The following is a 21396-nucleotide window of genomic DNA, read 5'->3' on the forward strand; positions in this document are numbered from 1 at the left end:
CTTTGCGCGGACCCGACGTTCGCCAATCAGGACAAAATCGGGTATTATATCAGTGCAAGACAGCCGGAGGGTCGTCTATGCCTGAAATCGACTTTTGGTACTCGATCGGCAGTACTTATAGCTACCTAACCGTGATGCGTCTGGACGAGTGGTGCGCCGAACATGACGCCACAGTGAACTGGCGGCCGTTTAACGTGCGTACCGTGATGTCGACCCAACAGAACATTCCGTTTACCGGAAAGCCGGTCAAATCGGCCTATATGTGGCGCGATATCGAGCGCCGTTGCGCCAAGTACCACATTCACGCCAACCTGCCTGCGCCCTACCCTGTTTCAGACCTGGCTCTGGCCAATCAGGTCGCCGTGCTGGGAATGATCGAAGGTTGGGGTAAATCCTTTACCCAGGCGCTGTACCGTATCTGGTTCGAAGAAGGGATTGAAGCCGGAAGCGAGAACGCCTTGTCCGAAGCCCTTTTACGATGCCAGCAAGACCCCAGGTTGGCGCTGGGACGGGCGCGCAGTGATGACGTCACCGCAGCGCTTGAAGCCGAAACAGAAACAGCTATGAAGCTGGGCGTATTCGGCGCCCCAAGTTTTGTCGTCCGCCAAGAAGTGTTCTGGGGAGATGACCGTTTGGACGATGCCCTGTCCTGGGCGCGTGTCGGTCACGTCATCTAGTCAAAACCCGTCGACACAAGACAGTCCTGCGCTATGTTCCCGATATGCCGTATACATGGAATCAGACATCCGAAACGGAACAAGAGCTGCGCCTTTGGCCGCATAACTCTCTGCCTCCGCGCGGAGCTATGATCACTATACTTTCGGTGTTCCTGTTTGGCCTTATCCCTTTGCTGGCCATGCTGGGGTCCGTGGTTCTGTGGGGGCTATTACCCTTTCTTCTGATCACGGTATTTGGCCTTTGGCTGGCCATTCAGACCAACTATCGCGCACGCAGCGTTTTCGAGGTTCTGACGCTGTCTGATACGCAAGCGCATCTGGTGCATTACACACCCGGCAAAGACCAACAGGAATGGTCCTGCAACCGCTTTTGGGCGAGGACAGAAATGCACGAGAAAGGTGGACCCGTCCCTCACTATGTCACGCTTGTCGGTGATGGGCGCGAGGTCGAGATCGGTTCGTTTTTATCGGAAGATGAGCGGATAACGCTTTATGACGAACTAAGCACAAGACTGCGCGAACGGGTCGCGCAGTAGGTCATCGTTCATTTTGTTTTTTCAGCAGTTGCCGTTTGACGCTGCGCAAAGGTGATCTTTGACCATCGGGCCCACTTTGCCAAAATCCATCTGTCCGGTGTAACGAGTCTTCAATTCGCCCATGACTTTACCCATGTCTCGGATGGATCCGGCCCCGGTTGCGGTGATCGCAGTCTGAATCGCCTTTGACACCTCGTCATCATCCAGCTGCTTGGGCAGAAATTCCTCGATGACCGCAACTTCCTGCATCTCGCGTTCGGCCAAATCCAAACGGCCGCCTTCTTCATAGGCACGGGCGCTTTCTTTGCGTTGCTTTGTCATTTTACCAAGGATTTCAAGTACCTCAGCATCGCCGCAACCCTTGGCCTCTTCATTGTCCAAGGCGCGCGCGGCGATGTCACGGTCCTTGATAGCCGCGTTGATCAACCGCAACGTCGACAGACGCTCGGCCGCTTTGTCTTTCATTGCTTGCTTCAGGGCTGTGTTCACCCGTGATCGCATGTCCATTTGGTTTGTCCATCCCCATGACAACGGAACCCCGACCATATCTAAACAAAAAGCCTGATACAACAGGAAGCCATTACATCTAAGTCTTTGAAAAACAACAATAGCCAAAAATTTGAACAGGCTTGACCCACGCGCCTAACCCCCTTAGGTATGCGCCGGTTTACCTTGAAGGAGAGTCGCGCCATGGCCCAGAACGCCCCGTCCAAGCCCACCGCATGTCTGGCATTGGCCGATGGTACATTGTTTTATGGCAATGGCTTTGGCGCCACCGGGCAGACTGTGGCCGAGCTGTGCTTTAACACAGCCATGACAGGCTATCAGGAAATCATGACAGACCCGTCATACGCCGGTCAGATCGTGACGTTCACCTTCCCGCATATCGGCAATGTCGGCGTGAACCCCGAAGATGATGAAACCGGCGACCCGGTTGCTGCAGGCATGGTTGTAAAATGGGATCCGACCGAGCCCTCGAACTGGCGATCGGCCGAGGAGCTCAAAGGCTGGTTGGCCCGTCGCGGACGGATCGCGATCGGCGGCGTCGACACCCGCCGTTTAACACGTGCTATCCGTCAACAAGGCGCACCTCATGTTGCTTTGGCCCATAACCCCGAAGGCAATTTCGACATCGAGGCACTGGTTGCAGCCGCCCGTGGGTTTGCCGGTCTGGAGGGCATGGATCTGGCCAAGGATGTGACCTGTGCTCAAAGCTATCGCTGGGACGAAATGCGTTGGGCCTGGCCTGACGGGTATCAGCGTCAGGAAGCCCCGGTGCACAAGGTTGTGGCCGTCGACTATGGTGCAAAGCGCAACATCCTGCGTTGTCTTGCGTCAGCTGGGTGTGATGTAACGGTACTGCCCGCAACAGCCACTGCCGCCGAGGTGCTTGCCCATCAGCCTGATGGAGTGTTCCTGTCGAATGGCCCCGGCGATCCGGCAGCGACCGGAGAATACGCTGTGCCTATGATCAAAGAGGTACTGGAGACCACCGATCTGCCTGTTTTCGGCATCTGCCTCGGCCACCAAATGCTGGCACTGGCCTTGGGCGGTCAGACAGTCAAGATGAACCACGGCCACCACGGCGCCAACCATCCGGTCAAGGATCTGGATACCGGCAAGGTTGAGATTACTTCGATGAACCACGGCTTTGCGGTTGATGCTCAGTCTCTGCCCGATGGCGTTGTGGAAACCCACCAATCTTTGTTTGACGGGTCGAACTGCGGGATTCGCATGACAGATCGGCCCGTTTATTCGGTGCAGTATCACCCGGAAGCATCCCCCGGGCCTCAGGACAGTTTCTATCTGTTCGAGCGTTTCGCTGACGCCATGGAAAAGAAAAAACAGAGCGCATAACTCTCAAGCTTTGCAGTGTTAACGGCACGTTAACCTTGATCGAACAACCCTGAGCACGGGTAACTGTGCCAGGGTTCTTTTTATGGTTGAGCTTAATCTCCAAAATTTCACAGCCGCTTCTCCGATCCCCGCTCCCGGATTTCGAAAACCGCTGGGCACCTGTCTGGTAGAAGCCGAAACTCTGACGCAGTCGGAACTCGACCACGCCTTGCATTTGCAATCCCAGCAAAACGCGCCTTTGGGCGAAATTTTGGTGGGTGAAGGATTTGCCACCCGGCAAGACATCTTGCATGCCCTGTCTGTCCAGTCCGGCTGGCAGATTGCGAACTTGGAACAGATCCCGCCCATGCCGGGGCTGTGCGACCTGAAACCAGTTGGCTTTTGGTTGAAACACAACGTCATTCCGTGGATGCGCGTGGGCCCGCTTCTGTTGGTTGCGACAGCGCGTCCGGATCGGTTTCCAGCTGTCACAAACAACATGCGGGATTGCGACTACACGATCATTCCAGTTCTTGCGGCTTCTGATCAGATCGACCGCACTATTGCCCGACAGTTTTCGCGCCCTTTGGCAGAGGCTGCAGAAACACGGGTTGATGCGGATCAGAGTTGCCGCAACTGGACGATTGGGTCGCGCATCGTACCGTCTGTTTCAGCGCTTGGAATTATTGCGTTGTTTTTTGCTTTCCCGTGGTTTGTGTTGGCGACCCTGCTTGCCGCGGCTGTGGGAACTTTAATTCTCTTTGCTGTTCTTCGCCTTGCCGGTACTTTTGCCTATTTGCGCCACAGCTTTCGTCAGAAGCCAGAAGCGTCTGATGCAGCTGTCACCCTGCCACAACCCTGCGTTTCGATCATGGTTCCCCTTTACAAAGAACGCGAGATTGCGAATGCGCTTGTCCAACGGCTCAAACGCCTGACCTACCCCAAGGCGCTCTTGGACGTTATCTTGGTGCTGGAAGAAAAAGATGAGGTCACGCGCGCAACTTTGGCGAAGATTGACCTGCCCAGCTGGATGCGGATTGTCGAGGTGCCAGAATTGGACGGGCTGACCACCAAGCCGCGCGCCATGAACTATGCCTTGGACTTTTGCCGCGGCGACTATGTGGGTGTCTGGGACGCCGAAGACGCACCGCAGCCGGATCAGATCGAACGGGTCGTCGCGCATTTTTCCCAGGCTCCGCCCGAGGTCGTGTGTCTTCAAGGCAGTCTGGATTACTACAACCCACGCACAAATTGGCGTTCACGCTGCTTCACCATCGAATACAACAGCTGGTTTCGCATCATTCTGCCCGGAATTGCGCGCTTGGGGCTTGTCGTCCCGTTGGGTGGGACAACGTTTTTCTTCCGTCGAGACAAGCTGTTGGAATTGGGAGGCTGGGATGCACACAACGTGACCGAAGATGCTGACCTTGGCGTTCGGCTGTGCCGGGCCGGATACCGAACCGAACTGGTGGACACTACAACTTATGAAGAGGCAAATTTTCGCGCCTGGCCTTGGGTGAAACAGCGCTCACGCTGGCTCAAGGGCTTTATGGTGACGTATCTTGTGCACATGCGCTCAGCAAAAAGACTATTGCGCGATCTGGGCGCCGCGCAGTTTTTGGGGCTTCAGGCGTTTTTCCTAGGCACGCTGGGTCAGTTTTTGCTGGCCCCTGTTCTGTGGGTATTCTGGCTCTCAACGTTGGGGCTTTCCAATCCGCTGGCACCCGTTTTGCCACAGAATCTGACTACGGCGCTGGTGCTGTTGTTTTTGACGACTGAGGCGTTGAATATCTGCGTTGGCTGTCTTGCCGTTTCGGCACGAGAGCGGCGTTTTTTGTTGCCCTGGGTTCCCACCATGGCTTTGTACTACCCCTTGGGCGTGGTTGCAGCCTACAAAGCTCTGTGGGAGCTGGCAACGAATCCATTCTTCTGGGACAAAACCCAACATGGGCAAGCCAGCGAAGATCAGCCGCTGGCCTGATACTTATTTGTCGCGCAGGCTTGCGTCCTGTTTCAGGCGCGTCATGAACGCGATCGAGATATGATCCTTCAGCGCTCGAGCCGCTGCCTCTTCATCCCTTGCGGCAATGGCTTCGACAATGCCCTTATGCTCACTTTGGGCGATTTCACCACGCCCCTGCACCGCCAGAGAGGTGGTTGCCATCAACGCCATTGTGCGATGCACAAGATCAAGTTGCTGCACCAGATAGCGATTATGAGACGCCAGATGGATCTGTTCGTGGAAGCGCCGGTTTGCACGCGACAATGCCGACGGGTCATCAATCAGCTTGTCATCTTCGACGACCATCTCCTGCAGAACCTTGATCTCTTCTTCGGTCGCATGTTTGGCCGCAAGGCTTGCAGCCAACCCCTCCAGTTCCCGACGTACGATGTAAAGCTCGGCCATCTGGTTGTGATCCAGCGACGCCACGATCAGCGACCGGCCGTCCCGTTCCAACAGTGACTGTGTCTCGAGCCGTTGCAACGCTTCGCGGATCGGCGTGCGTGACACTCCGAACCGTTCGGCCAGCTCGCTTTCCACCAGACGATCACCGGGTTTGTAGACACCCACGTCGATAGCTTCGAGTATCAGGCTATAGGCATCCTTGGTTGGGGATCGGGTCTGGCTCATGGGGTTCATTATCTCCTCGTTCGGACATGTCTATCCGTCCAAAGGGGGAACGATCAAGTAGAGCATTGAAAACACCGCGCCCGCGCCCTACACCCTGCTTATGGTCAAACCGGCTTTTTCTCATGTCACACAGTGGGTGTTCGATCTGGACAACACCCTGTACCCGCCACACATGCGTCTGTTCGATCAGATCGAGGTGCTGATGACGGATTATGTCATGCGGGCCATAGGTGTGGATCAAGCCGAGGCGGACCGTTTGCGGGCGCATTACTGGCGCGAATACGGCACCACGCTGGCCGGTTTGATGGCCGAACATGATCTGGACCCCGACCCGTATCTGCACGCAGTCCATCAGGTGGACATGAGCCATATGGACCCAGATGAAGACCTGGCCGATCACATACGCGCCCTGCCTGGGCGGCGCATTGTCTACACCAATGGCAGCGCCCCTTACGCTGAACGCGTGCTGAATGCGCGCGGCCTTTCCGGGTTGTTCGATGCAATCTATGGCGTTGAGCATGCAGGCTATCGGCCCAAGCCCGAAAAAGCAGCCTTTGAGGCCATCTTTGCCCAGGATGGTATCCAAGCTGAAAAAGCCGCCATGTTCGAGGATGATCCGCGCAATCTGGCGGCTCCGCACGAGATGGGAATGCGCACAGTGCACGTGGCGCCTGACCCGCATGACGCAGATCACATCCACCATCACACGGACGATTTGACCGCGTTTCTGGCTCGCCTGCGATAGGCTGTCACACTGCGACGATCCGCACATTCTGCACCTGCATCCTCGTCCCTATATGCACGTCAGCGACGAACAGATGGAGACCTCAATGACCGCGATCGAGATGACCGGCCGCCTGCCGATTTGGCAGCGCCTTTTCTTTGCAATCCCTGTATTCGGATGGCTGGCCCGCGATGCGGTCAATGGCAAGGCAGAAGATCTGTATTACACCGCCGGTGCGATTTTCAGCATGTGGGGCTGTTCCATCATGTTGTTCGGCCTGCCCGGTCTCTTCATTCCTGCCTTGATGATGGTGCCGGTGATGTTTTTGATTCTCGTCCTGATTTCTCGGGGCTGAGGCACGGGACAGGATGTCACTTGGCGCTTGGGGTCGAACCGAACTAGGTTCTGCCCAAACCGATGAGAGGCGCCATGACTGACAGCTGTGACATCCTGATTTCCGGCGGCGGCATCGCTGGCCTGACCGCAGCAGCGGTTTTCGGAACAGCAGGCTTTGACGTGATCTGCGTGGACCCGACCCCTCCGATCACTGAGCGGGATGTGGACGGATCGGACCTGCGCACCACTGCCTTTCTGCAGCCCGCGCACGGATTGCTCGAACAGTGCGGGCTTTGGGCGCGTCTGGACGCTCATGCAGCGCCTTTGCAAATCATGCGTATCGTAGACGCAGGCGGTGACGTGCCCGAACCGCGCGTTGTGCGCGATTTCAATGCCGCCGACATTTCTGATCAACCCTTTGGTTGGAACTTGCCCAACTGGCTGCTGCGCCGGGAAATGGTGGCGCGACTGGCAGAACTTCCCAATGTCGATTTCCGCCCCGGCACAGGTACGACCAGCCTATTCACCCGCACCGCCGAAGCCCGCGTTGGGCTGAGCGATGGCAGCCGCGTTCGGTGTAACCTGGTGCTGGCCGCCGATGGCCGCAATTCGCCCATGCGCGATGCCGCCGGGATATCGGTTCACACAACACGGTATGGCCAGAAAGCGCTGGCTTTTGCCGTCACCCACCCCATTCCGCATGAAAACGTTTCAACCGAGATTCACAGATCGGGCGGGCCGTTCACGCTAGTCCCCTTACCCGATTGGCAAGGGCAGCCGTCCTCAGCCATTGTCTGGATGGAGCGTGGTCCGAAGGCAATCGACCTTCTGAACCTCGAGCCTGAAGCATTTGAGGCCGCAATGACCGAACGATCCTGCGGGTTGTTTGGCCCCTTGAAGTTGGCGTCGCGCCGGACGATCTGGCCTATTATCAGCCAGTCTGCTGAGCGGCTGGCTGGCGAACGCATTGCCCTTATGGCCGAAGCGGCGCATGTGGTGCCGCCGATTGGCGCTCAGGGGTTGAACATGTCTTTGGGTGATCTGCGCTGTCTGCTGGATTTGGCACAGGCCCGTCCCGAAGGATTGGGCGATGCTCAGATGCTGGATGCATACCACAAGGCCCGCCATACCGAGGTCGAAATGCGCGTCAGGGGCATCGACCTGTTGAACCGCGCCTCGATGATCGAGGCGCGTCCGTTGCGTGACGCACGGGCCATGGGGCTGAGCGCGCTCTATTCTCTGCCGCCCGTACGCAAGACACTGATGCAGATGGGCCTTGGCGTCCGCTAAGGCCCGGTTCGTTTACAGAACCTGATCCAGCACCCGTTTCAAGCGCGCAATGGTTGCGTCCACATCATAAAGCTTGTCGAGCCCGAACAGACCCAGGCGGAAGGTGCTGAACCCCTCGGGTTCATCACATTGCAGGGGCACGCCAGCAGCAATCTGCATCCCCAGCGCTGCAAATTTCTTGCCGCTCTGAATGTCGGGGTCCGAAGTGTAGCTGACCACAACGCCGGGCGCGCCAAAACCGTCAGCAGCTACTGAAACGATGCCCTTGTCCTTCAGCATTGCCCGCACACCATCTCCCAACGCCCATTGCGCCGCGCGCAACTTTTCGAACCCATAGTCTTTGGTCTCAGCCATGGTATCGCGGAAAGCCAACAATGCGTCCGTGGGCATGGTTGCATGATAGGCATGACCACCGTTTTCATACGCCTGCATAATCTGACGCCACTTTTTCAGATCAACCGCAAAGCTGTCGGAGTTGGTCTCTTGCAACCGGGCTTCGCCCCGCTCGGACAACATGACAAGGCCAGCACAAGGCGATGCGCTCCACCCTTTTTGCGGGGCAGAAATCAGAACATCGACACCGGTCTCCTTCATATCTACCCAGGCGCAACCGGATGCGATGCAATCCAGTACCATCAATGCTCCGACCTCATGCGCCGCATTCGCCAGCGCGGCCACGTAATCATCCGGCAAAATGACTCCTGCCGATGTTTCGACATGCGGGGCAAAGACAACACCCGGCTTTTGTGACCGAATGGCTTCGACAACTTCGTCAATGGGTGCGGGCGCAAACGGCGACGGGCTGGAATTGCCTGTCTGACGCGCCTTCATAACCGTGGCACTCTGCGTCAGGGCCGCGCTTTCAATGATTTGACTCCATCGGTACGAGAACCACCCGTTCCGAACCACCAAAACATCCGTCCCCCGCGCAAACTGACGGGCGACGGCTTCCATGGCATAAGTACCGCCGCCGGGAATGACCGCAACGCCGTCTGCGTTGTATACCCCCTTCAACATGTCCAAGATGTCCCGCATGACCTGCTGGAACTTCTGGGACATATGGTTCAGCGAACGATCGGTGAATACCACCGAAAACTCTTGAAGTCCGTTCGGGTCAACGGTGTCCAACAACGCAGGCATTCTTGATCCTTTCCAAAACTCTTCCGAGAACCTGATCGTTTTGCCTTTGCCCGTAAAGTACTTTCACGACAAAAAGTGACGTTACGGCATGTCACACAGATTTGTACAAATCTGCGCCAAATCTCGCCAACACCACCACATTTGACGCCAACTAGTGTCACCTTCCCCTTTACACTTCTAATTGCTTCTGAACAGATGCACACACTTTATACTTGAAGGGATAATTCTACCCGTGACTATACAAAAGCGGATCAGCTTCCAGTCCGTTCGAGACGAAGTTAAACGACGTATTGAAAGCCGTGTCTGGCCACAAGGGTCTCTTTTGCCAACGGAAACACAGTTGGCAGACGAATTTAATTGCGCGCGTGCCACAGTGAACCGCGCCCTGAGGGAATTGGCCGATCAGGGGTTCGTCGAACGCAAGCGTAAAAGCGGAACGCGGGTCAAGAAAGAACCCAGCAAACACGCCAAGCTTGAATTCTCACTCGCACGACAGACGATCGAAAGCCAGAACGCAACCTATCGGTATGCTCTGGTCGAGCGGAACGTGGTGGAAAGCCCTCGCTGGCTGTCTTCACAAATAGATATTTCTCGTGACAAGCGCGTGTTGCATGTCACCTGTATGCACTACGCGGACAACCGACCGTTTCAATTGGAAGAACGCTGGATCAATATCGATGCAGTTCCAGAAGTGGAAGATGCCGACCTGTGCGCACAGGGCCCACATGAATGGTTACTGAATGCCGCGCCGTTCACCGAAGCTGAAGTTGCATTCTGCGCCATTTCTGCCGATGCAAAACTGGCAGAGTTCATGGGGACGACGACCGGCACATCGATGATTCAGATGGAGCGCACCACCTGGAAAGAGGACAAGCCGCTGACCTTTGCCCGGATGACACATCATCCCGGCTACTGTATCCGCACCAAATACTGAGGCGTTTCAGCCAAGGGGCCCAGGCAAGCGTTCTTCGCTGAGCAAAACGTTTGCTTCAACATCCCCTGCACCGGGCAACGTCATGATTCGACGTCGTAATACGCGCTCAAAGTCAGACAGGTCCCGCGCAACTACGCGCAGGCGATAGTCATATAGGCCCAACACGTGCTCGACTGTCTGGACCTCGGGGATGGCACTCACGGCGCGCTCAAAGTCCTCAAGATTGATCTGCCCTTTGCGGCCAAGTTTGATACCCAGAAACACCGTCACCCCGAAACCCAACGCCTCGGCGTTCAGACGCAAGCGCCGCCCCTTGATAACTCCTGCTTCCTCCAGTCGCCGGATTCGGCGCCAGGTGGCCGGTTGCGACAATCCAAACCTGCGACCCAAGGCACCGGCACTCTGTGTCGCGTCCTGTTGCAGGACACGCAGCAGGCGTCGATCAATTTCATCCAACTCGATCATACAGGTAACACCTCATCGCTTTTGACCCGCGCGATGTGCATCAGCGTCTCGATATCGGCGATATGGGGCAAGGTCAGGATACGGTTGCGATACAATAGTTGGTAATGGTTCATATCCTTCGCAATGACCGACAGTCGCACGTCCACCCGACCCAGAAAGGTCTGGATCTCGACCACCTCCGGTACATTTCGCGCCGCTTCGGTGAAATCGTCAAAGGCACGCGCCTGTGTCTTATCCAGAGTAACGCGAAGCGAAACTTCGACCGCATAGCCCATGGCAGCCCAGTCAATCACGACCTCTTGTCCTTGTATGATCCCGGCAGCCTGCATCTTTTCAATCCGCCGCCAACAGACCCCAGCGCTGATCCGGCACAGATCGGCCAATTCCGCAGTGGTCAGGCTTGGGGTAGCCTGAAAATGACGCAAGATGCGACGATCAATGTCATCAAGCATGATTTTTTCACATTTTGTAGTTCTGAAGAATTATTCTTCACCTTTTTCACAAAAACTCAAGCTCAACACTATCGCCAATACGCGATCAGGCATGTAAAACCGCCGCAATCTAACCAGAAAGGACCGGCGAAATGCGCGTCTATTACGATCGCGATTGCGATATCAACCTGATCAAAGACAAAAAAGTGGCCATCCTGGGCTATGGCTCGCAGGGTCACGCCCACGCGCTGAACCTGCGTGACTCGGGTGCCAAGAATCTGGTCATCGCCCTGCGCGAAGGTTCGCCTTCGGCCAAGAAAGCCGAAGCGGAAGGTCTGGAAGTCATGGGCATCGCCGAAGCGGCGGCCTGGTGCGACGTCATCATGTTCACCATGCCCGACGAGTTGCAGGCTGAAACCTACAAGAAATACGTCCACGACAACATCAAGCCGGGTGCTGCGATCGCGTTCGCTCACGGCCTGAACGTCCACTTCGGCCTGATCGAGCCGAAAGAAGGCGTCGACGTCATCATGATGGCCCCCAAAGGCCCCGGCCACACCGTACGTGGCGAATACACCAAAGGCGGCGGCGTGCCCTGCCTGGTCGCCGTTGACAATGACGCGACAGGCAAAGCGCTGGAAATCGGCCTGTCCTACTGCTCGGCCATTGGTGGCGGTCGCTCGGGCATCATCGAAACCAACTTCCGCGAAGAATGCGAAACCGACCTGTTCGGTGAACAAGCCGTTCTGTGCGGCGGTCTGGTCGAACTGATCCGCTGCGGCTTTGAAACGCTGGTCGAGGCCGGTTACGCGCCAGAAATGGCCTATTTCGAGTGTCTGCACGAAGTGAAGCTGATCGTTGACCTGATCTACGAAGGCGGCATCGCCAACATGGATTACTCGATCTCGAACACAGCCGAATACGGTCAGTACGTCACCGGCCCGCGCATCCTGAAATACGACGAAACCAAAGCGCGTATGAAAGAGGTTTTGAACGACATCCAGCAGGGTAAATTCGTTCGCGACTTCATGCTGGAAAACGCTGTTGGCCAGCCGACCATCAAAGCGTCGCGCCGCGCGAATGACGAGCATCAAATCGAAGAAACCGGTGCCAAGCTGCGCGGCATGATGCCGTGGATTTCGGCCGGCAAAATGGTCGACAAAGAAAAGAACTAAGCCTGACCTCTGTCAGCACAAGGGCGGCCCCGGTGGTCGCCCTTTTTCGTTTGCACAAAAAAGCGGCGCAGCACATAAACACCCGGTCAGATTAACCTTTTTTCAGTTTCACGCAGCCCCGACAGGAAAACCGATGGTGCAACAGCCAACAAAACAGGATTGGAGCGGTGTCTTCACGCTGGGCCTGATCTGGGGCGCGACCTTCATGGTCGTGGCCATGGCGCTTGAAGGCTACGGCCCGATCACGGTCGCGACCTCTCGGACAACTCTGGGCGCTGTGACCCTGCTGCTTTTGATGTGGGTGACCGGTCGCAAACTGCCGGTTCTGACACCCGCTCTTAGCACTTCGATTGTGCTTATCGGTGTCCTGTCCACGGCCGTGCCTTTCATGCTGCTGAGTTGGGGGCAGCAGTTTGTACCATCCGCCTTTGCAGGGCTGTCTATGGCAGCTGTTCCGCTGATGGTGCTGCCGCTGGCCCACTTCTTCTCGGATGAACCCCTGAATCTGCGCCGTTTTCTGGGGGTGTGCCTTGGGTTTTCAGGCGCATTGGTGCTGATCGGCCCCGGCCTTGCACAATTGGGCCAAGGGGCAGAGCCCCTCGCGCAGCTGGCCTGCATCACGGCAGCCCTGTGTTACGCAAGCTCATCTGTGCTGACCCGACGCTGTCCACCTGTCGACCCTTTGGTTTTGGCTGCCCTGACGCTGGTTGTAGGAGCTATGCTTCTTCTGCCCATAATGCTGGTCACCGAAGGTCTGCCAACGTGGCAAGGGCCACGCCCGACGATCGCTTTGATTGTGTTGGGATTGGTCCCAACCGCTTTTGCCACCCTCTTGCGCGTGTCGATCACCCGCAGCGCCGGATCGGTCTTCCTAACATTGGTGAACTATCAAGTGCCGATCTGGTCGATGGTGTTCGGCGCATGGATCCTGTCCGAGGCCCTGCCCCTGCGCTTTTACATTGCCTTGGGTCTGATCCTGACCGGCATGGCGATCAGCCAATGGTTCAGCCTGCGCAAGGTTTTGCTCGGACGTTAACCCGTAGCAGCTTCGACCTCGGCCACGATGCTATCGACAACTTGTGTCAGCAGCCTGTCGTCTTCGCACTCGGCCATGACCCGGATCAGAGGCTCGGTCCCGGATTTGCGGATCAGCAACCGGCCCTGCCCGTTCAAACGCGCTTCGGCATCGGCAATAGCAGCCTGGACGCTCTGAACCTCCAGCGGGGTTTGACCGCTTGCATAGCGCACGTTTTTCAGCAACTGCGGCACCGTTTCGAACTGTTTCGACAGATCCGACGCCTTACGCCCCGATAGAACCATTTCCGCCAGAAAATGCAGACCGGCCATAAGTCCGTCACCGGTGGTGGCATAATCGCTCATCACGATATGGCCGGATTGTTCACCGCCAAGGTTGAACCCGCCTTCCCGCATCCGCTCAACCACATAGCGGTCGCCAACGGCCGTGCGCTCCAGACGCAGCCCCTGCCCTGTCAAGTGGCGTTCGAGGCCCAGATTGGACATCACCGTCGCCACCAGGGCATCGCCCTTCAGCTGGTCCGATTTCTTCCATGCCGTCGCCAGCAATGCCATTAGCTGATCGCCATCGGCCACTTGACCAGTTTCATCAACCACAACAACCCGGTCTGCATCGCCATCCAGACAGATGCCGACATCTGCCCCATGGGCCACAACCGTTTCTGCGGCCAGTTGCGGCTTTGTCGATCCGCAATTGAGGTTGATGTTCTTGCCGTTGGGCGCAACACCAACTGGAATGACATCAGCACCGAGCTCCCACAGGACCTCGGGCGCAGTGCGGTGGGCCGCACCGTTTGCGCAATCGATGACCACTTTCAGACCATCCAAACTCACGTCACGGGGCAAGGACGATTTCACACGCTCGCCATAACGAAACCGCGCATCATCGACACGACGCGCCCGGCCGATATTCTGCGCCTGCGCGGGCCGGACGCCTTCGTCGATCAGTTTTTCGATCTCGATCTCTGCCTGATCGGACAGCTTATAGCCGTCGGGTCCAAAAAACTTGATGCCATTGTCTTCAGCCGGGTTGTGACTGGCCGAGATCATAACCCCAAGATCAGCGCGCATGGACCGCGTCATGAGCCCAACAGCAGGCGTTGGTACGGGCCCCAGAAGCAGCACGTTCATACCCGTCGAGGTCAGACCCGCCGTCAGCGCGTTTTCCAGCATGTAACCGGACAGACGTGTATCTTTACCGATGACAACCCGGTGCACACCTGTCGCGTCGCGGCGAAAGTAACGCCCAACCGCAGCCCCGATGCGCAAGGCCATTTCCGCCGTCATCGGATGCGTGTTGGCGGTGCCCCGCACCCCGTCAGTTCCGAACAGCTTGCGCATACGTGTCACTCCGTGATTTGTCGTGAGACCGGATTACCGGACAGCAGCCCACAGGCGCAAGGCCTGAGAGGTCTCGGCCACGTCGTGCACGCGAATGATTTGCACGCCCTGAGACAATCCTGCCAAAGCCACCGCAATTGATCCCGGTGTACGCGCTGTCTTGCGCGGCTCCTGCCCGATCGAACCAATGAAACCTTTGCGTGACACGCCCAGCAGGATCGGGCAGCCCAAACCGTGAAACAGGCTGAGATTGCGCAGCAAGGTCAGATTGTGGTCTTCGGTCTTGCCGAAGCCAATCCCTGGATCAACAATGATCAGATCGCGGCTGAGGCCAAGGCCCTCCAGCACAGCAATCTGGTTCTCCAGAAAGTCATACACATCCAGCAATACATTGTCGTAGTGCGGATTGTCCTGCATCGTGGCCGGGTCGCCCTGCATATGCATGACACAAACAGGTGCGCCCTGCGCCGCACAAAACGGTGCCAGATCAGCGTCAAAGGTAAAGCCTGAGACATCGTTCACCAGCCCGGCCCCGGCATCGCAGGCAGCTTTGGCCACACTGGCCTTGCGCGTATCGATTGAGATCAGAGCGTCCGTTTCTGACCGTATCGCTTCGATCACAGGGCGGGTGCGGGCAATCTCTTGTTCGGCCGGAACAAAATCTGCACCTGGGCGCGTGGATTCCCCACCGATATCCAGAATGGTCGCCCCTTGCGTAACCATTCCAGCGGCGGCCATACGGGCGGCTTCCGCCGAGCTGTGGACGCCGCCATCCGAAAAACTGTCTGGCGTGGCATTCAGAATGCCCATGATATGCGGCACCTGCATGTCCAGACCTGCAATGTCTGCCCGCGCCTGGGTCAAACGGTCCAGATGGTCTGAAGGAACCTCTGATACCGCAACAATCTCACGGTCCCCCCCGCGCCGCAGAGCTTCAACATGGGTAAACCAGAGCGATTGCCCTGCCAGCGGAACGGCACCTGCAGGGCGGGCCGGGCCATTTTGAACCAGTGGCCTGTAGTAGATGCTCACAGCTGGGCCTGATCCACGGCAACGGCGCGCAAAGGCGTTTTGGGCTCTGTCGGCAATGCGCCGCCGATCACCATCATCTCGCTCGCTTCAAAGGTCGCAGCGAACCAAGCCGCAAGGGCCACTGCATCCGATGGTGCGGCAGACGGGCCATCCACAGCGTCCAAAACGATCTTGGACGGGGCCCAGACGCAAATCTGGCCGTTCTTCATCGCCCAATCCAGTTCCGTCCGGGTCGAAACCACAACACAACGGTGATCTCGTGCCGCCAGAACCCAAGCATTCTGCTCAATGGCCAGCAAATCAATACGGCGCTGCGTCATCGCGTGGCCAGTTTGGGGCGCAGCCAAATCCGACGCCCCAACGCACAGGATCAATGGACGCTGACGGTTTTCCAACTGGTCAATCCAACCGGTCAGGTTGTCCGAAGAAATGGCTTCGTTCGACAGGTACACAAGGCGCGGATGCGGGCGTTCTTCCTCGACCACGTCGTGATGAACCGAGTCCTTTCCGCGCACGATTTCGACCCCCAACGCCCCCGGACCACGATCCAGCTTTTCGATGCGAACAAAAACCCTTACGGCTTGGTGTTCGAGCAAGATGCGTTCGGCCACACGCTCGGCCAGCGTCTCAAGCAGGTTCAATCTTTCTGCGGCCAACTCAAATGCAATTGCTTCGGTGACGCGATCATAGGACAGGATGCGGTCCACGTCGTCGTCAATATCGGCGGCCAGCGGGCGCACCTCGACCACGATATTAAAACAAATCCTTTGGGTGGTTCCTCGCTCAGCCTGAAAAGCACCGATCTCAACTTCGACGATGTGGTCGCGCAGCGAAATCCGATCCAGCGGCCCCCGGGGTGAGGTTGCCTCGGATCTCTCGGACGGGTGTGCGAATGCCAGGCGGATTTCAGAACTCATAGGTCAGGCCTTTTTGGGCTCGTTGCAAAGTATGCCTACTATAGGCGTTGCGGGGGCCTATAGCACTTATACAAACGCCATTCCAACCGCCGATTGCGGCGTCAGGTTACCCGAAACCAGCTCATCATACCGGATGCGGCGTGTCCTAGCATATGGCAATGCAACAGCCAGCCCCCCGGATTGTCCGCGACCAAAGCGATCTGACGAGTCTGCCCTCGTCCAACCAAAACAGTATCCCTCCAGGGGCCAAGCGACCCATCACCCAGAATCAGCCTGAAGTGATGACCATGCAAATGCATCGCGTGCGGAAATGCCGTTTCATTTACGAATTCAACACGGTGTAGACTGCCGATTTCTGCATCCAGAAACGGATCCTCAGGGCGTTCAGCACGGCCATTTAGCGCCCAGAACCGGCCAAGCTGCGCCAACTCTTGCCCCGACAATTCAGTTTCACCAAGTCTGGCGCTTTCCAACCATCGCATCGCGCCGCCTTGCAAAACCATTCTGTGCAAAGGCGCGTCTTCAATATTATTGATTTCCGGCAAAGGATTAGGCGGCAATGCTGACACGCTCTGCCTTTGCGCCTTTGCAGCATCGCCTGTAACGTCGAAACGCGCCAGACCAAAGGCACCGTCCCTTTCTACACTAACGAGACTTGCTGTATCACCTTCGGTGACAACGTCGACAATCAGATCCGCACGCTGTGCAGGCGCCAGTGGAAACGATCCTGACAGTTCCAACGGAGTTTCCAGCGGCATTCCGTCCAAAGCAACGATCCACCCGGACAGACCATCAATATCCAGATCATAGATCCTGGCGTTAGAGGCATTGATCAAGCGCAATCGAAGCCGTTGATGTCTTTGCACAGAAAACGCTGGATCAAACGACCCGTTTACGGTGACGATATTGCCAAGCCGACCTGCGTGGCTCAGGTCATGGCCGTTGCCGAAATCGTCTGTTATCTGAGCCGTTTCCGGGTCTAACCGCCAATCATCCAGCATCAGTATCAGGTCCTGATCGACATCTGGCGTTTGTGCCTCCTCGACGATCAGCGGCCCGTAAAGGCCCCGTGCAACCTGCTCCATTGACCTGTTGTGCGCGTGATACCAATACGTACCCGCATCAGGAACGACAAAGTCGTAATCAAATGAACGGCCCGTTTCGACCACATCCTGCGTTAGGCCCGGCACACCATCCATCGAATTGTCTATTCGGATTCCGTGCCAATGGACCGAAGTCGGCTGAGGTAGCGCGTTCAACAGTTGGCGCTGAACGCGCGCGCCCTGCCCGACCCTTATGGTGGTTCCCGGAACAGTGCCATCGAAGCTCCAAACTGTGGTGTCAGGAAACCCGTCGGGCGCAACGCGCTGCTGCGCCTCGCGCGCCTCGAGCATCGGATATCCGGCCCGGGCCGCAAACGGCAACAGAGACGCTGCCGCCGCAGTTTTAAGTATGTGCCTTCGAGTAAATAGCATTACGGGCCTCCTGGCCCGTAATATAGACTGCAACTTGCATCGCGCCACCAAGCTTCCAGCGCGGGTGCGTCAATCAGTTGCTCGCTGTCCGGTAGTTGTGGCGATAGAAGATATGCACACCAATCCGCGCGGTCTGTTTGTAGACACGTGACCACGATGGACGAACTGCAGTGGTGTGGTAATGGGTTGCCCCTTCGGTCAGTTCTTTTGCGACGCCATCAATCGCCGCACGGGCCACTTTCGACACGCGCTCATAGGCTTTCTGTTCGTGGATGACCTCTTTGCGGCCATCGCACGTGTATGTGAATTGGCACTGGTATTTTTTCCCTGTGCCTTGGCGGATGACACCGCACAACGAATCCGGGAAACGACCGCTTTTGACACGGTTCAGGATCACTTCAGCCACAGCGAACTGACCGCGGACGCTTTCACCACGCGCTTCAAAATACAACGCCTCGGAAAGGCACTTCCAGTTGTCGTCACCAGCTGCTTTAGGTTGCTGATCAAGCCAATCCTTGGAATAGGTCACTTCAACAGGCTCAGCGGCTTTACGCGGCTGGAACAGCTGGAAATAATCGCGAAACCGTTGGCCAGGCAATTCGTTACGGGCCACAAGCTCTTGCTTTGCGGTTTCGGTTGCTTCCCTCTCGGCGAAGGACGCACTTGGCAGCACGGTTGCCGCCAATGTGGCAGCAGCCAGTATATAACGTAGCATCAGATAACCTCGCACAGGCACTTCACGCGCCATACCCTCCCCCGGCGGGCGCGACGAGGCATCTAACGCAACCAGACGCAAAGGTCCAGCCTTTTGAAAAAAGCAAGTGGAAAATCGCCCGTCGCGAAGAATTACTTCGCCCACGAGTGACCATGTACCCCACTAATCCTTGGGATACCTGGTCCTGTCAACCCCCAAGTCTGGACGAAATCGCCAGTTGAGCGGCAGCCAGCCGAGCCACCGGAACCCGGAACGGAGAGCACGACACGTAGTCAAACCCCAAATCCCGGCAAATGGCGATTGATTCGGGGTTTCCGCCATGTTCGCCGCACACAGACAGGGTCACGTCAGGTTTTGCAGCGCGCCCTCTTTCCGCCCCCAGTTTCAACAATTCCCCCACCCCATCGGGGTCAAGGACATGAAACGGGTCTTCACCAAAGACACCCTGTTGCACATAGGCCGACATGAATCGACCGGCATCGTCCCGCGACAGGCCATAGGTCATCTGCGTCAGGTCGTTTGTACCAAAACTCATAAATGCCGTTTGTGGGGCGATCTCTTCCGCGCGCAAACAGGCGCGTGGGGTTTCGACCATTACGCCCAGCCGATAGTCGAACTCCTGCCCCTGTTCCGACGCAACAGCCGCCGCGACCGAGTCGATGCGGGATTTGACCAACTCAACCTCGCGCTTTGCCGAAACCAGTGGGATCATCACCTCGGGCACGACCGCGGCACCGTTCTGGCGGGCCTCCAGCGTGGCTTCAAATATTGCGCGCGCCTGCATGTCATAGATTTCGGGAACGGTCACACCCAGTCGGACGCCACGCAGGCCCAGCATCGGGTTGTACTCGCTCATGGCCGCAACCCGCCGCTCAACATCCGAGACTGGTAAGTCAAGCGCTTCGGCCAGTTCCCTTTGCCCGCTGCGGGTGGTGGGCAAAAACTCGTGCAACGGAGGGTCGAACAGTCGAATGCAGACAGGCTTACCTTCCATGATCCGGAAAAGTTGCACGAAATCTTCGCGTTGCATTGGCAGCAGGCGTTCCAGCACTGCCGCCCGACCGGACGAGGTTTGTGCAAAAATCATTTCGCGCATCACGATCAGACGACCAGGATCAAAGAACATATGCTCGGTCCTGCACAGGCCGATCCCCTGTGCCTCGAAATTCCGGGCTGTTTGCGCATCCGCAGGCGTGTCAGCATTGGCGCGAATATCAATGTCACGCTCTGCATCGGCCCAGGCCATAAGCGTCTGAAAACAATCGTCCAGCGCCGCCTCGAGCATCGCAGGCTGCCCTGCCAGAACCTGGCCCGAGCTGCCATCGATGGTCAGAACATCGCCGGTCTTGAAGACACGCCCATCCTGAGCGGTCAGCATCTTTTTCTTTGTTTGAAACCGCATGTCGGACGCGCCGACGATACAGGGCAAACCAAGGCCGCGCCCGATCACTGCCGCGTGGCTGGTCATCCCGCCTTTTTCCGTCAACACAGCCACGGCCGCATGCATCCCGCGTACATCCTCGGGCGAGGTCTCGCGGCGCACCAGAACACAGGCTTCACCACGCGCGGCACTGGCCTGCGCCTCAGCCGAGGTGAACACGATCTTGCCGGTCGACGCACCGGGACTGGCCCCGATGGCCGTCGTCAGCACGTCGCGCTTGGCGTCAGGGTGCACCTGACGGTGCAGTAATTCGTTCAGCGCATGAGGGTCCACACGCATGACCGCCTCTTGCTGCGGAATTATGCCATCCTCGGCCAGTCGCACTGCGATCCGCATGGCCGCACGGGCGCTGCGCTGCACCCTCACGCCGTCCAGAATGTGTACGTCACCATTTTGAATGACGAACTCAACCTGCATCTCTTCGCGCAGCTTTTCGCGCATCAAAGCGGCTTGTTCCTTGAGTTCTGCAAAAGCCTTTGGCGCCACTTCCTCAAGCGATGGTCCGCGCGGGTCTTTCTCCAAGAACAGCGCGGCAACGTCTTCGCCCAGAGCATCCCGACCCTGACTCTGGCTCAGGTAGCGTCCGGTGATCTGCGGCATCCCGGTTGTGGAATCGACCAGTTGCAAGACACCGGAACCACATTCCCCTTGCCCTACACCGGGGATCATCTCTTGAATGACCAGCCCAAGCCCGGCATCCGCCGGAGCCCCTTTGGCCTGCCGCAACAAGCGCGCCGAGGTTCCATCCCATGCGCGCGCCATCGACCGCAGAACACCGATCAATTGCTCTCCGCGATCCTGTGGAAAGGCTTCATCGGTTTCGTCTTCATAGGCCCGCAACGACTGGCTCAGACCTTCACTCCCGTCCAATTCGATGTCATCGAACAGATCGGGGTCCAGACGCGCCACGTGGATTGCATAGCTTTGCACAAATCTCAGATACAGCGCCGCTGCAGCCTCGGCCCCCATGGTTTCGGAAAGGTCCACATAGCACGCATCGTTCATTCCGATGTTTAGAACCGCACCGGGCCCGCCCCAATCCGGGTCTTCGGAACTGGGCCGAACGCATAGCAACGTCGTCGGGTCAAACTGTTCCAGGATCGCGGCCAGATCCGGAATTTCGCCTTCGGCGATTTGATGTACGGACTCAAAAGACAGGGCAACCGTGCGCGGCACCGGTAGGTCGAGGCGGACCAGCCGTTGCAAACACTTGGCCCGCCCGCCATGAGTGTTCGCCATGACAGGAGCGTCGGACGTTATGAGC

At 57.4% G+C, this 21396-nt stretch carries 21 protein-coding genes; 10 read left to right on the plus strand and 11 right to left on the minus strand.

Annotated elements, in window-relative coordinates:
- The first annotated feature begins 77 nt into the window (after nt 1-77).
- Both GS630_RS08535 and GS630_RS08540 read left to right on the plus strand, forming a co-directional pair.
- Entirely contained in the window at nt 78-677 is a 600-nt protein-coding gene (locus tag GS630_RS08535; protein WP_171174668.1) for a 2-hydroxychromene-2-carboxylate isomerase, read from the plus strand.
- 44 nt (nt 678-721) lie between these two features.
- Nucleotides 722-1213, plus strand: coding sequence for a DUF2244 domain-containing protein (locus tag GS630_RS08540; protein ID WP_171234051.1), 492 nt, complete (start codon nt 722-724; stop codon nt 1211-1213).
- A gap of 21 nt (nt 1214-1234) precedes the next feature.
- On the opposite strand, the gene GS630_RS08545 is transcribed toward GS630_RS08540, so the two are convergent.
- Entirely contained in the window at nt 1235-1720 is a 486-nt protein-coding gene (locus GS630_RS08545) for a GatB/YqeY domain-containing protein (protein WP_171174673.1), read from the minus strand.
- 183 nt (nt 1721-1903) lie between these two features.
- Between GS630_RS08545 and carA the strand changes: the two genes are divergently transcribed.
- Together carA and GS630_RS08555 are read left to right on the plus strand one after the other, a co-directional pair.
- Nucleotides 1904-3070: a glutamine-hydrolyzing carbamoyl-phosphate synthase small subunit gene (carA, locus tag GS630_RS08550; RefSeq protein WP_171237395.1), complete on the plus strand. Its 1167-nt coding sequence runs from the start codon at nt 1904-1906 to the stop codon at nt 3068-3070.
- Nucleotides 3071-3152: 82 nt separating this feature from the next.
- Nucleotides 3153-5030: a glycosyltransferase family 2 protein gene (locus GS630_RS08555; RefSeq protein ID WP_171619302.1), complete on the plus strand. Its 1878-nt coding sequence runs from the start codon at nt 3153-3155 to the stop codon at nt 5028-5030.
- Between the two features lie 3 nt (nt 5031-5033).
- On the opposite strand, the gene GS630_RS08560 is transcribed toward GS630_RS08555, so the two are convergent.
- The gene (locus GS630_RS08560) at nt 5034-5681 is read right to left on the minus strand and encodes a GntR family transcriptional regulator (protein ID WP_171174686.1); all 648 of its coding nucleotides are present in this window, start codon (nt 5679-5681) and stop codon (nt 5034-5036) included.
- A 100-nt stretch (nt 5682-5781) separates the two neighbouring features.
- Here GS630_RS08560 and GS630_RS08565 point away from each other — a divergent pair, with 100 nt between their 5' ends.
- From GS630_RS08565 to GS630_RS08575, 3 genes are all read left to right on the plus strand, one after another.
- Nucleotides 5782-6426: a pyrimidine 5'-nucleotidase gene (locus GS630_RS08565; RefSeq protein ID WP_171234048.1), complete on the plus strand. Its 645-nt coding sequence runs from the start codon at nt 5782-5784 to the stop codon at nt 6424-6426.
- An 85-nt stretch (nt 6427-6511) separates the two neighbouring features.
- Nucleotides 6512-6760: a hypothetical protein gene (locus GS630_RS08570; RefSeq protein ID WP_171091130.1), complete on the plus strand. Its 249-nt coding sequence runs from the start codon at nt 6512-6514 to the stop codon at nt 6758-6760.
- 74 nt (nt 6761-6834) lie between these two features.
- A complete protein-coding gene (locus GS630_RS08575) occupies nt 6835-8031 on the plus strand; it encodes a UbiH/UbiF family hydroxylase (protein ID WP_171174691.1) in 1197 nt (398 codons plus the stop codon).
- A 12-nt stretch (nt 8032-8043) separates the two neighbouring features.
- Here GS630_RS08575 and GS630_RS08580 read toward each other — a convergent pair whose 3' ends face one another.
- Nucleotides 8044-9171 (minus strand): aminotransferase class V-fold PLP-dependent enzyme, encoded by a 1128-nt coding sequence (locus tag GS630_RS08580; RefSeq protein ID WP_171619304.1) that lies wholly within the window; start codon nt 9169-9171, stop codon nt 8044-8046.
- A 232-nt stretch (nt 9172-9403) separates the two neighbouring features.
- Between GS630_RS08580 and GS630_RS08585 the strand changes: the two genes are divergently transcribed.
- Nucleotides 9404-10105 carry a GntR family transcriptional regulator gene (locus GS630_RS08585; RefSeq protein ID WP_171619306.1) on the plus strand — a complete coding sequence of 234 codons (702 nt, stop codon included), beginning with the start codon at nt 9404-9406 and terminating at the stop codon, nt 10103-10105.
- Nucleotides 10106-10111: 6 nt separating this feature from the next.
- On the opposite strand, the gene GS630_RS08590 is transcribed toward GS630_RS08585, so the two are convergent.
- Together GS630_RS08590 and GS630_RS08595 are read right to left on the minus strand one after the other, a co-directional pair.
- The gene (locus tag GS630_RS08590; RefSeq protein ID WP_171174696.1) at nt 10112-10570 is read right to left on the minus strand and encodes an Lrp/AsnC family transcriptional regulator; all 459 of its coding nucleotides are present in this window, start codon (nt 10568-10570) and stop codon (nt 10112-10114) included.
- Nucleotides 10567-11022 (minus strand): Lrp/AsnC family transcriptional regulator, encoded by a 456-nt coding sequence (locus GS630_RS08595; protein ID WP_171619308.1) that lies wholly within the window; start codon nt 11020-11022, stop codon nt 10567-10569. The genes GS630_RS08590 and GS630_RS08595 overlap by 4 nt, the downstream gene beginning before the upstream one ends.
- A gap of 131 nt (nt 11023-11153) precedes the next feature.
- Between GS630_RS08595 and ilvC the strand changes: the two genes are divergently transcribed.
- Complete coding sequence (gene ilvC, locus GS630_RS08600) at nt 11154-12176, plus strand: ketol-acid reductoisomerase (RefSeq protein WP_171174700.1); 1023 nt, start codon at nt 11154-11156, stop codon at nt 12174-12176.
- 133 nt (nt 12177-12309) lie between these two features.
- On the plus strand, nt 12310-13212 hold the full coding sequence (locus tag GS630_RS08605; RefSeq protein ID WP_171174703.1) for a DMT family transporter: 903 nt from the start codon (nt 12310-12312) through the stop codon (nt 13210-13212).
- Here GS630_RS08605 and glmM read toward each other — a convergent pair.
- The 6 genes from glmM to GS630_RS08635 form a co-directional block, all read right to left on the minus strand.
- Nucleotides 13209-14552, minus strand: coding sequence for a phosphoglucosamine mutase (gene glmM, locus GS630_RS08610; protein ID WP_171174706.1), 1344 nt, complete (start codon nt 14550-14552; stop codon nt 13209-13211). The genes GS630_RS08605 and glmM overlap by 4 nt on opposite strands.
- 33 nt (nt 14553-14585) lie before the next feature.
- Nucleotides 14586-15584 carry a dihydropteroate synthase gene (gene folP, locus GS630_RS08615; RefSeq protein ID WP_171174707.1) on the minus strand — a complete coding sequence of 333 codons (999 nt, stop codon included), beginning with the start codon at nt 15582-15584 and terminating at the stop codon, nt 14586-14588.
- The gene (locus GS630_RS08620) at nt 15581-16501 is read right to left on the minus strand and encodes a dihydroneopterin aldolase (protein WP_171174709.1); all 921 of its coding nucleotides are present in this window, start codon (nt 16499-16501) and stop codon (nt 15581-15583) included. The genes folP and GS630_RS08620 overlap by 4 nt, the downstream gene beginning before the upstream one ends.
- Nucleotides 16502-16602: 101 nt before the next feature.
- Nucleotides 16603-17976 carry a multicopper oxidase family protein gene (locus tag GS630_RS08625; protein WP_171711978.1) on the minus strand — a complete coding sequence of 458 codons (1374 nt, stop codon included), beginning with the start codon at nt 17974-17976 and terminating at the stop codon, nt 16603-16605.
- Nucleotides 17977-18049: 73 nt separating this feature from the next.
- On the minus strand, nt 18050-18691 hold the full coding sequence (locus GS630_RS08630) for a cell wall hydrolase (protein ID WP_171174713.1): 642 nt from the start codon (nt 18689-18691) through the stop codon (nt 18050-18052).
- A gap of 187 nt (nt 18692-18878) precedes the next feature.
- The gene (locus GS630_RS08635; RefSeq protein ID WP_171174715.1) at nt 18879-21371 is read right to left on the minus strand and encodes a putative PEP-binding protein; all 2493 of its coding nucleotides are present in this window, start codon (nt 21369-21371) and stop codon (nt 18879-18881) included.
- Between the last annotated feature and the right edge of the window lie 25 nt (nt 21372-21396).

Origin of the sequence: Ruegeria sp. HKCCD7303, assembly GCF_013111185.1 — a bacterium.
Lineage (GTDB): Bacteria > Pseudomonadota > Alphaproteobacteria > Rhodobacterales > Rhodobacteraceae > Ruegeria.

Excerpts from the sequence above, each read along its gene's own strand:
- GS630_RS08625 (WP_171711978.1), bottom strand. The coding sequence starts at position 17,976 with ATGCTATTTACTCGAAGGCACATACTTAAAACTGCGGCGGCAGCGTCT.
- GS630_RS08630 (WP_171174713.1), bottom strand. The coding sequence starts at position 18,691 with ATGCTACGTTATATACTGGCTGCTGCCACATTGGCGGCAACCGTGCTG.
- GS630_RS08580 (WP_171619304.1), bottom strand. The coding sequence starts at position 9,171 with ATGCCTGCGTTGTTGGACACCGTTGACCCGAACGGACTTCAAGAGTTT.
- GS630_RS08535 (WP_171174668.1), top strand. The coding sequence starts at position 78 with ATGCCTGAAATCGACTTTTGGTACTCGATCGGCAGTACTTATAGCTAC.
- GS630_RS08590 (WP_171174696.1), bottom strand. The coding sequence starts at position 10,570 with ATGATCGAGTTGGATGAAATTGATCGACGCCTGCTGCGTGTCCTGCAA.
- GS630_RS08560 (WP_171174686.1), bottom strand. The coding sequence starts at position 5,681 with ATGAGCCAGACCCGATCCCCAACCAAGGATGCCTATAGCCTGATACTC.
- ilvC (WP_171174700.1), top strand. The coding sequence starts at position 11,154 with ATGCGCGTCTATTACGATCGCGATTGCGATATCAACCTGATCAAAGAC.
- GS630_RS08605 (WP_171174703.1), top strand. The coding sequence starts at position 12,310 with ATGGTGCAACAGCCAACAAAACAGGATTGGAGCGGTGTCTTCACGCTG.
- GS630_RS08595 (WP_171619308.1), bottom strand. The coding sequence starts at position 11,022 with ATGCTTGATGACATTGATCGTCGCATCTTGCGTCATTTTCAGGCTACC.
- GS630_RS08555 (WP_171619302.1), top strand. The coding sequence starts at position 3,153 with ATGGTTGAGCTTAATCTCCAAAATTTCACAGCCGCTTCTCCGATCCCC.
- GS630_RS08565 (WP_171234048.1), top strand. The coding sequence starts at position 5,782 with ATGGTCAAACCGGCTTTTTCTCATGTCACACAGTGGGTGTTCGATCTG.
- carA (WP_171237395.1), top strand. The coding sequence starts at position 1,904 with ATGGCCCAGAACGCCCCGTCCAAGCCCACCGCATGTCTGGCATTGGCC.
- GS630_RS08575 (WP_171174691.1), top strand. The coding sequence starts at position 6,835 with ATGACTGACAGCTGTGACATCCTGATTTCCGGCGGCGGCATCGCTGGC.
- GS630_RS08635 (WP_171174715.1), bottom strand. The coding sequence starts at position 21,371 with ATGGCGAACACTCATGGCGGGCGGGCCAAGTGTTTGCAACGGCTGGTC.
- GS630_RS08620 (WP_171174709.1), bottom strand. The coding sequence starts at position 16,501 with ATGAGTTCTGAAATCCGCCTGGCATTCGCACACCCGTCCGAGAGATCC.
- GS630_RS08540 (WP_171234051.1), top strand. The coding sequence starts at position 722 with ATGCCGTATACATGGAATCAGACATCCGAAACGGAACAAGAGCTGCGC.
- GS630_RS08570 (WP_171091130.1), top strand. The coding sequence starts at position 6,512 with ATGACCGCGATCGAGATGACCGGCCGCCTGCCGATTTGGCAGCGCCTT.
- glmM (WP_171174706.1), bottom strand. The coding sequence starts at position 14,552 with ATGCGCAAGCTGTTCGGAACTGACGGGGTGCGGGGCACCGCCAACACG.
- GS630_RS08545 (WP_171174673.1), bottom strand. The coding sequence starts at position 1,720 with ATGGACATGCGATCACGGGTGAACACAGCCCTGAAGCAAGCAATGAAA.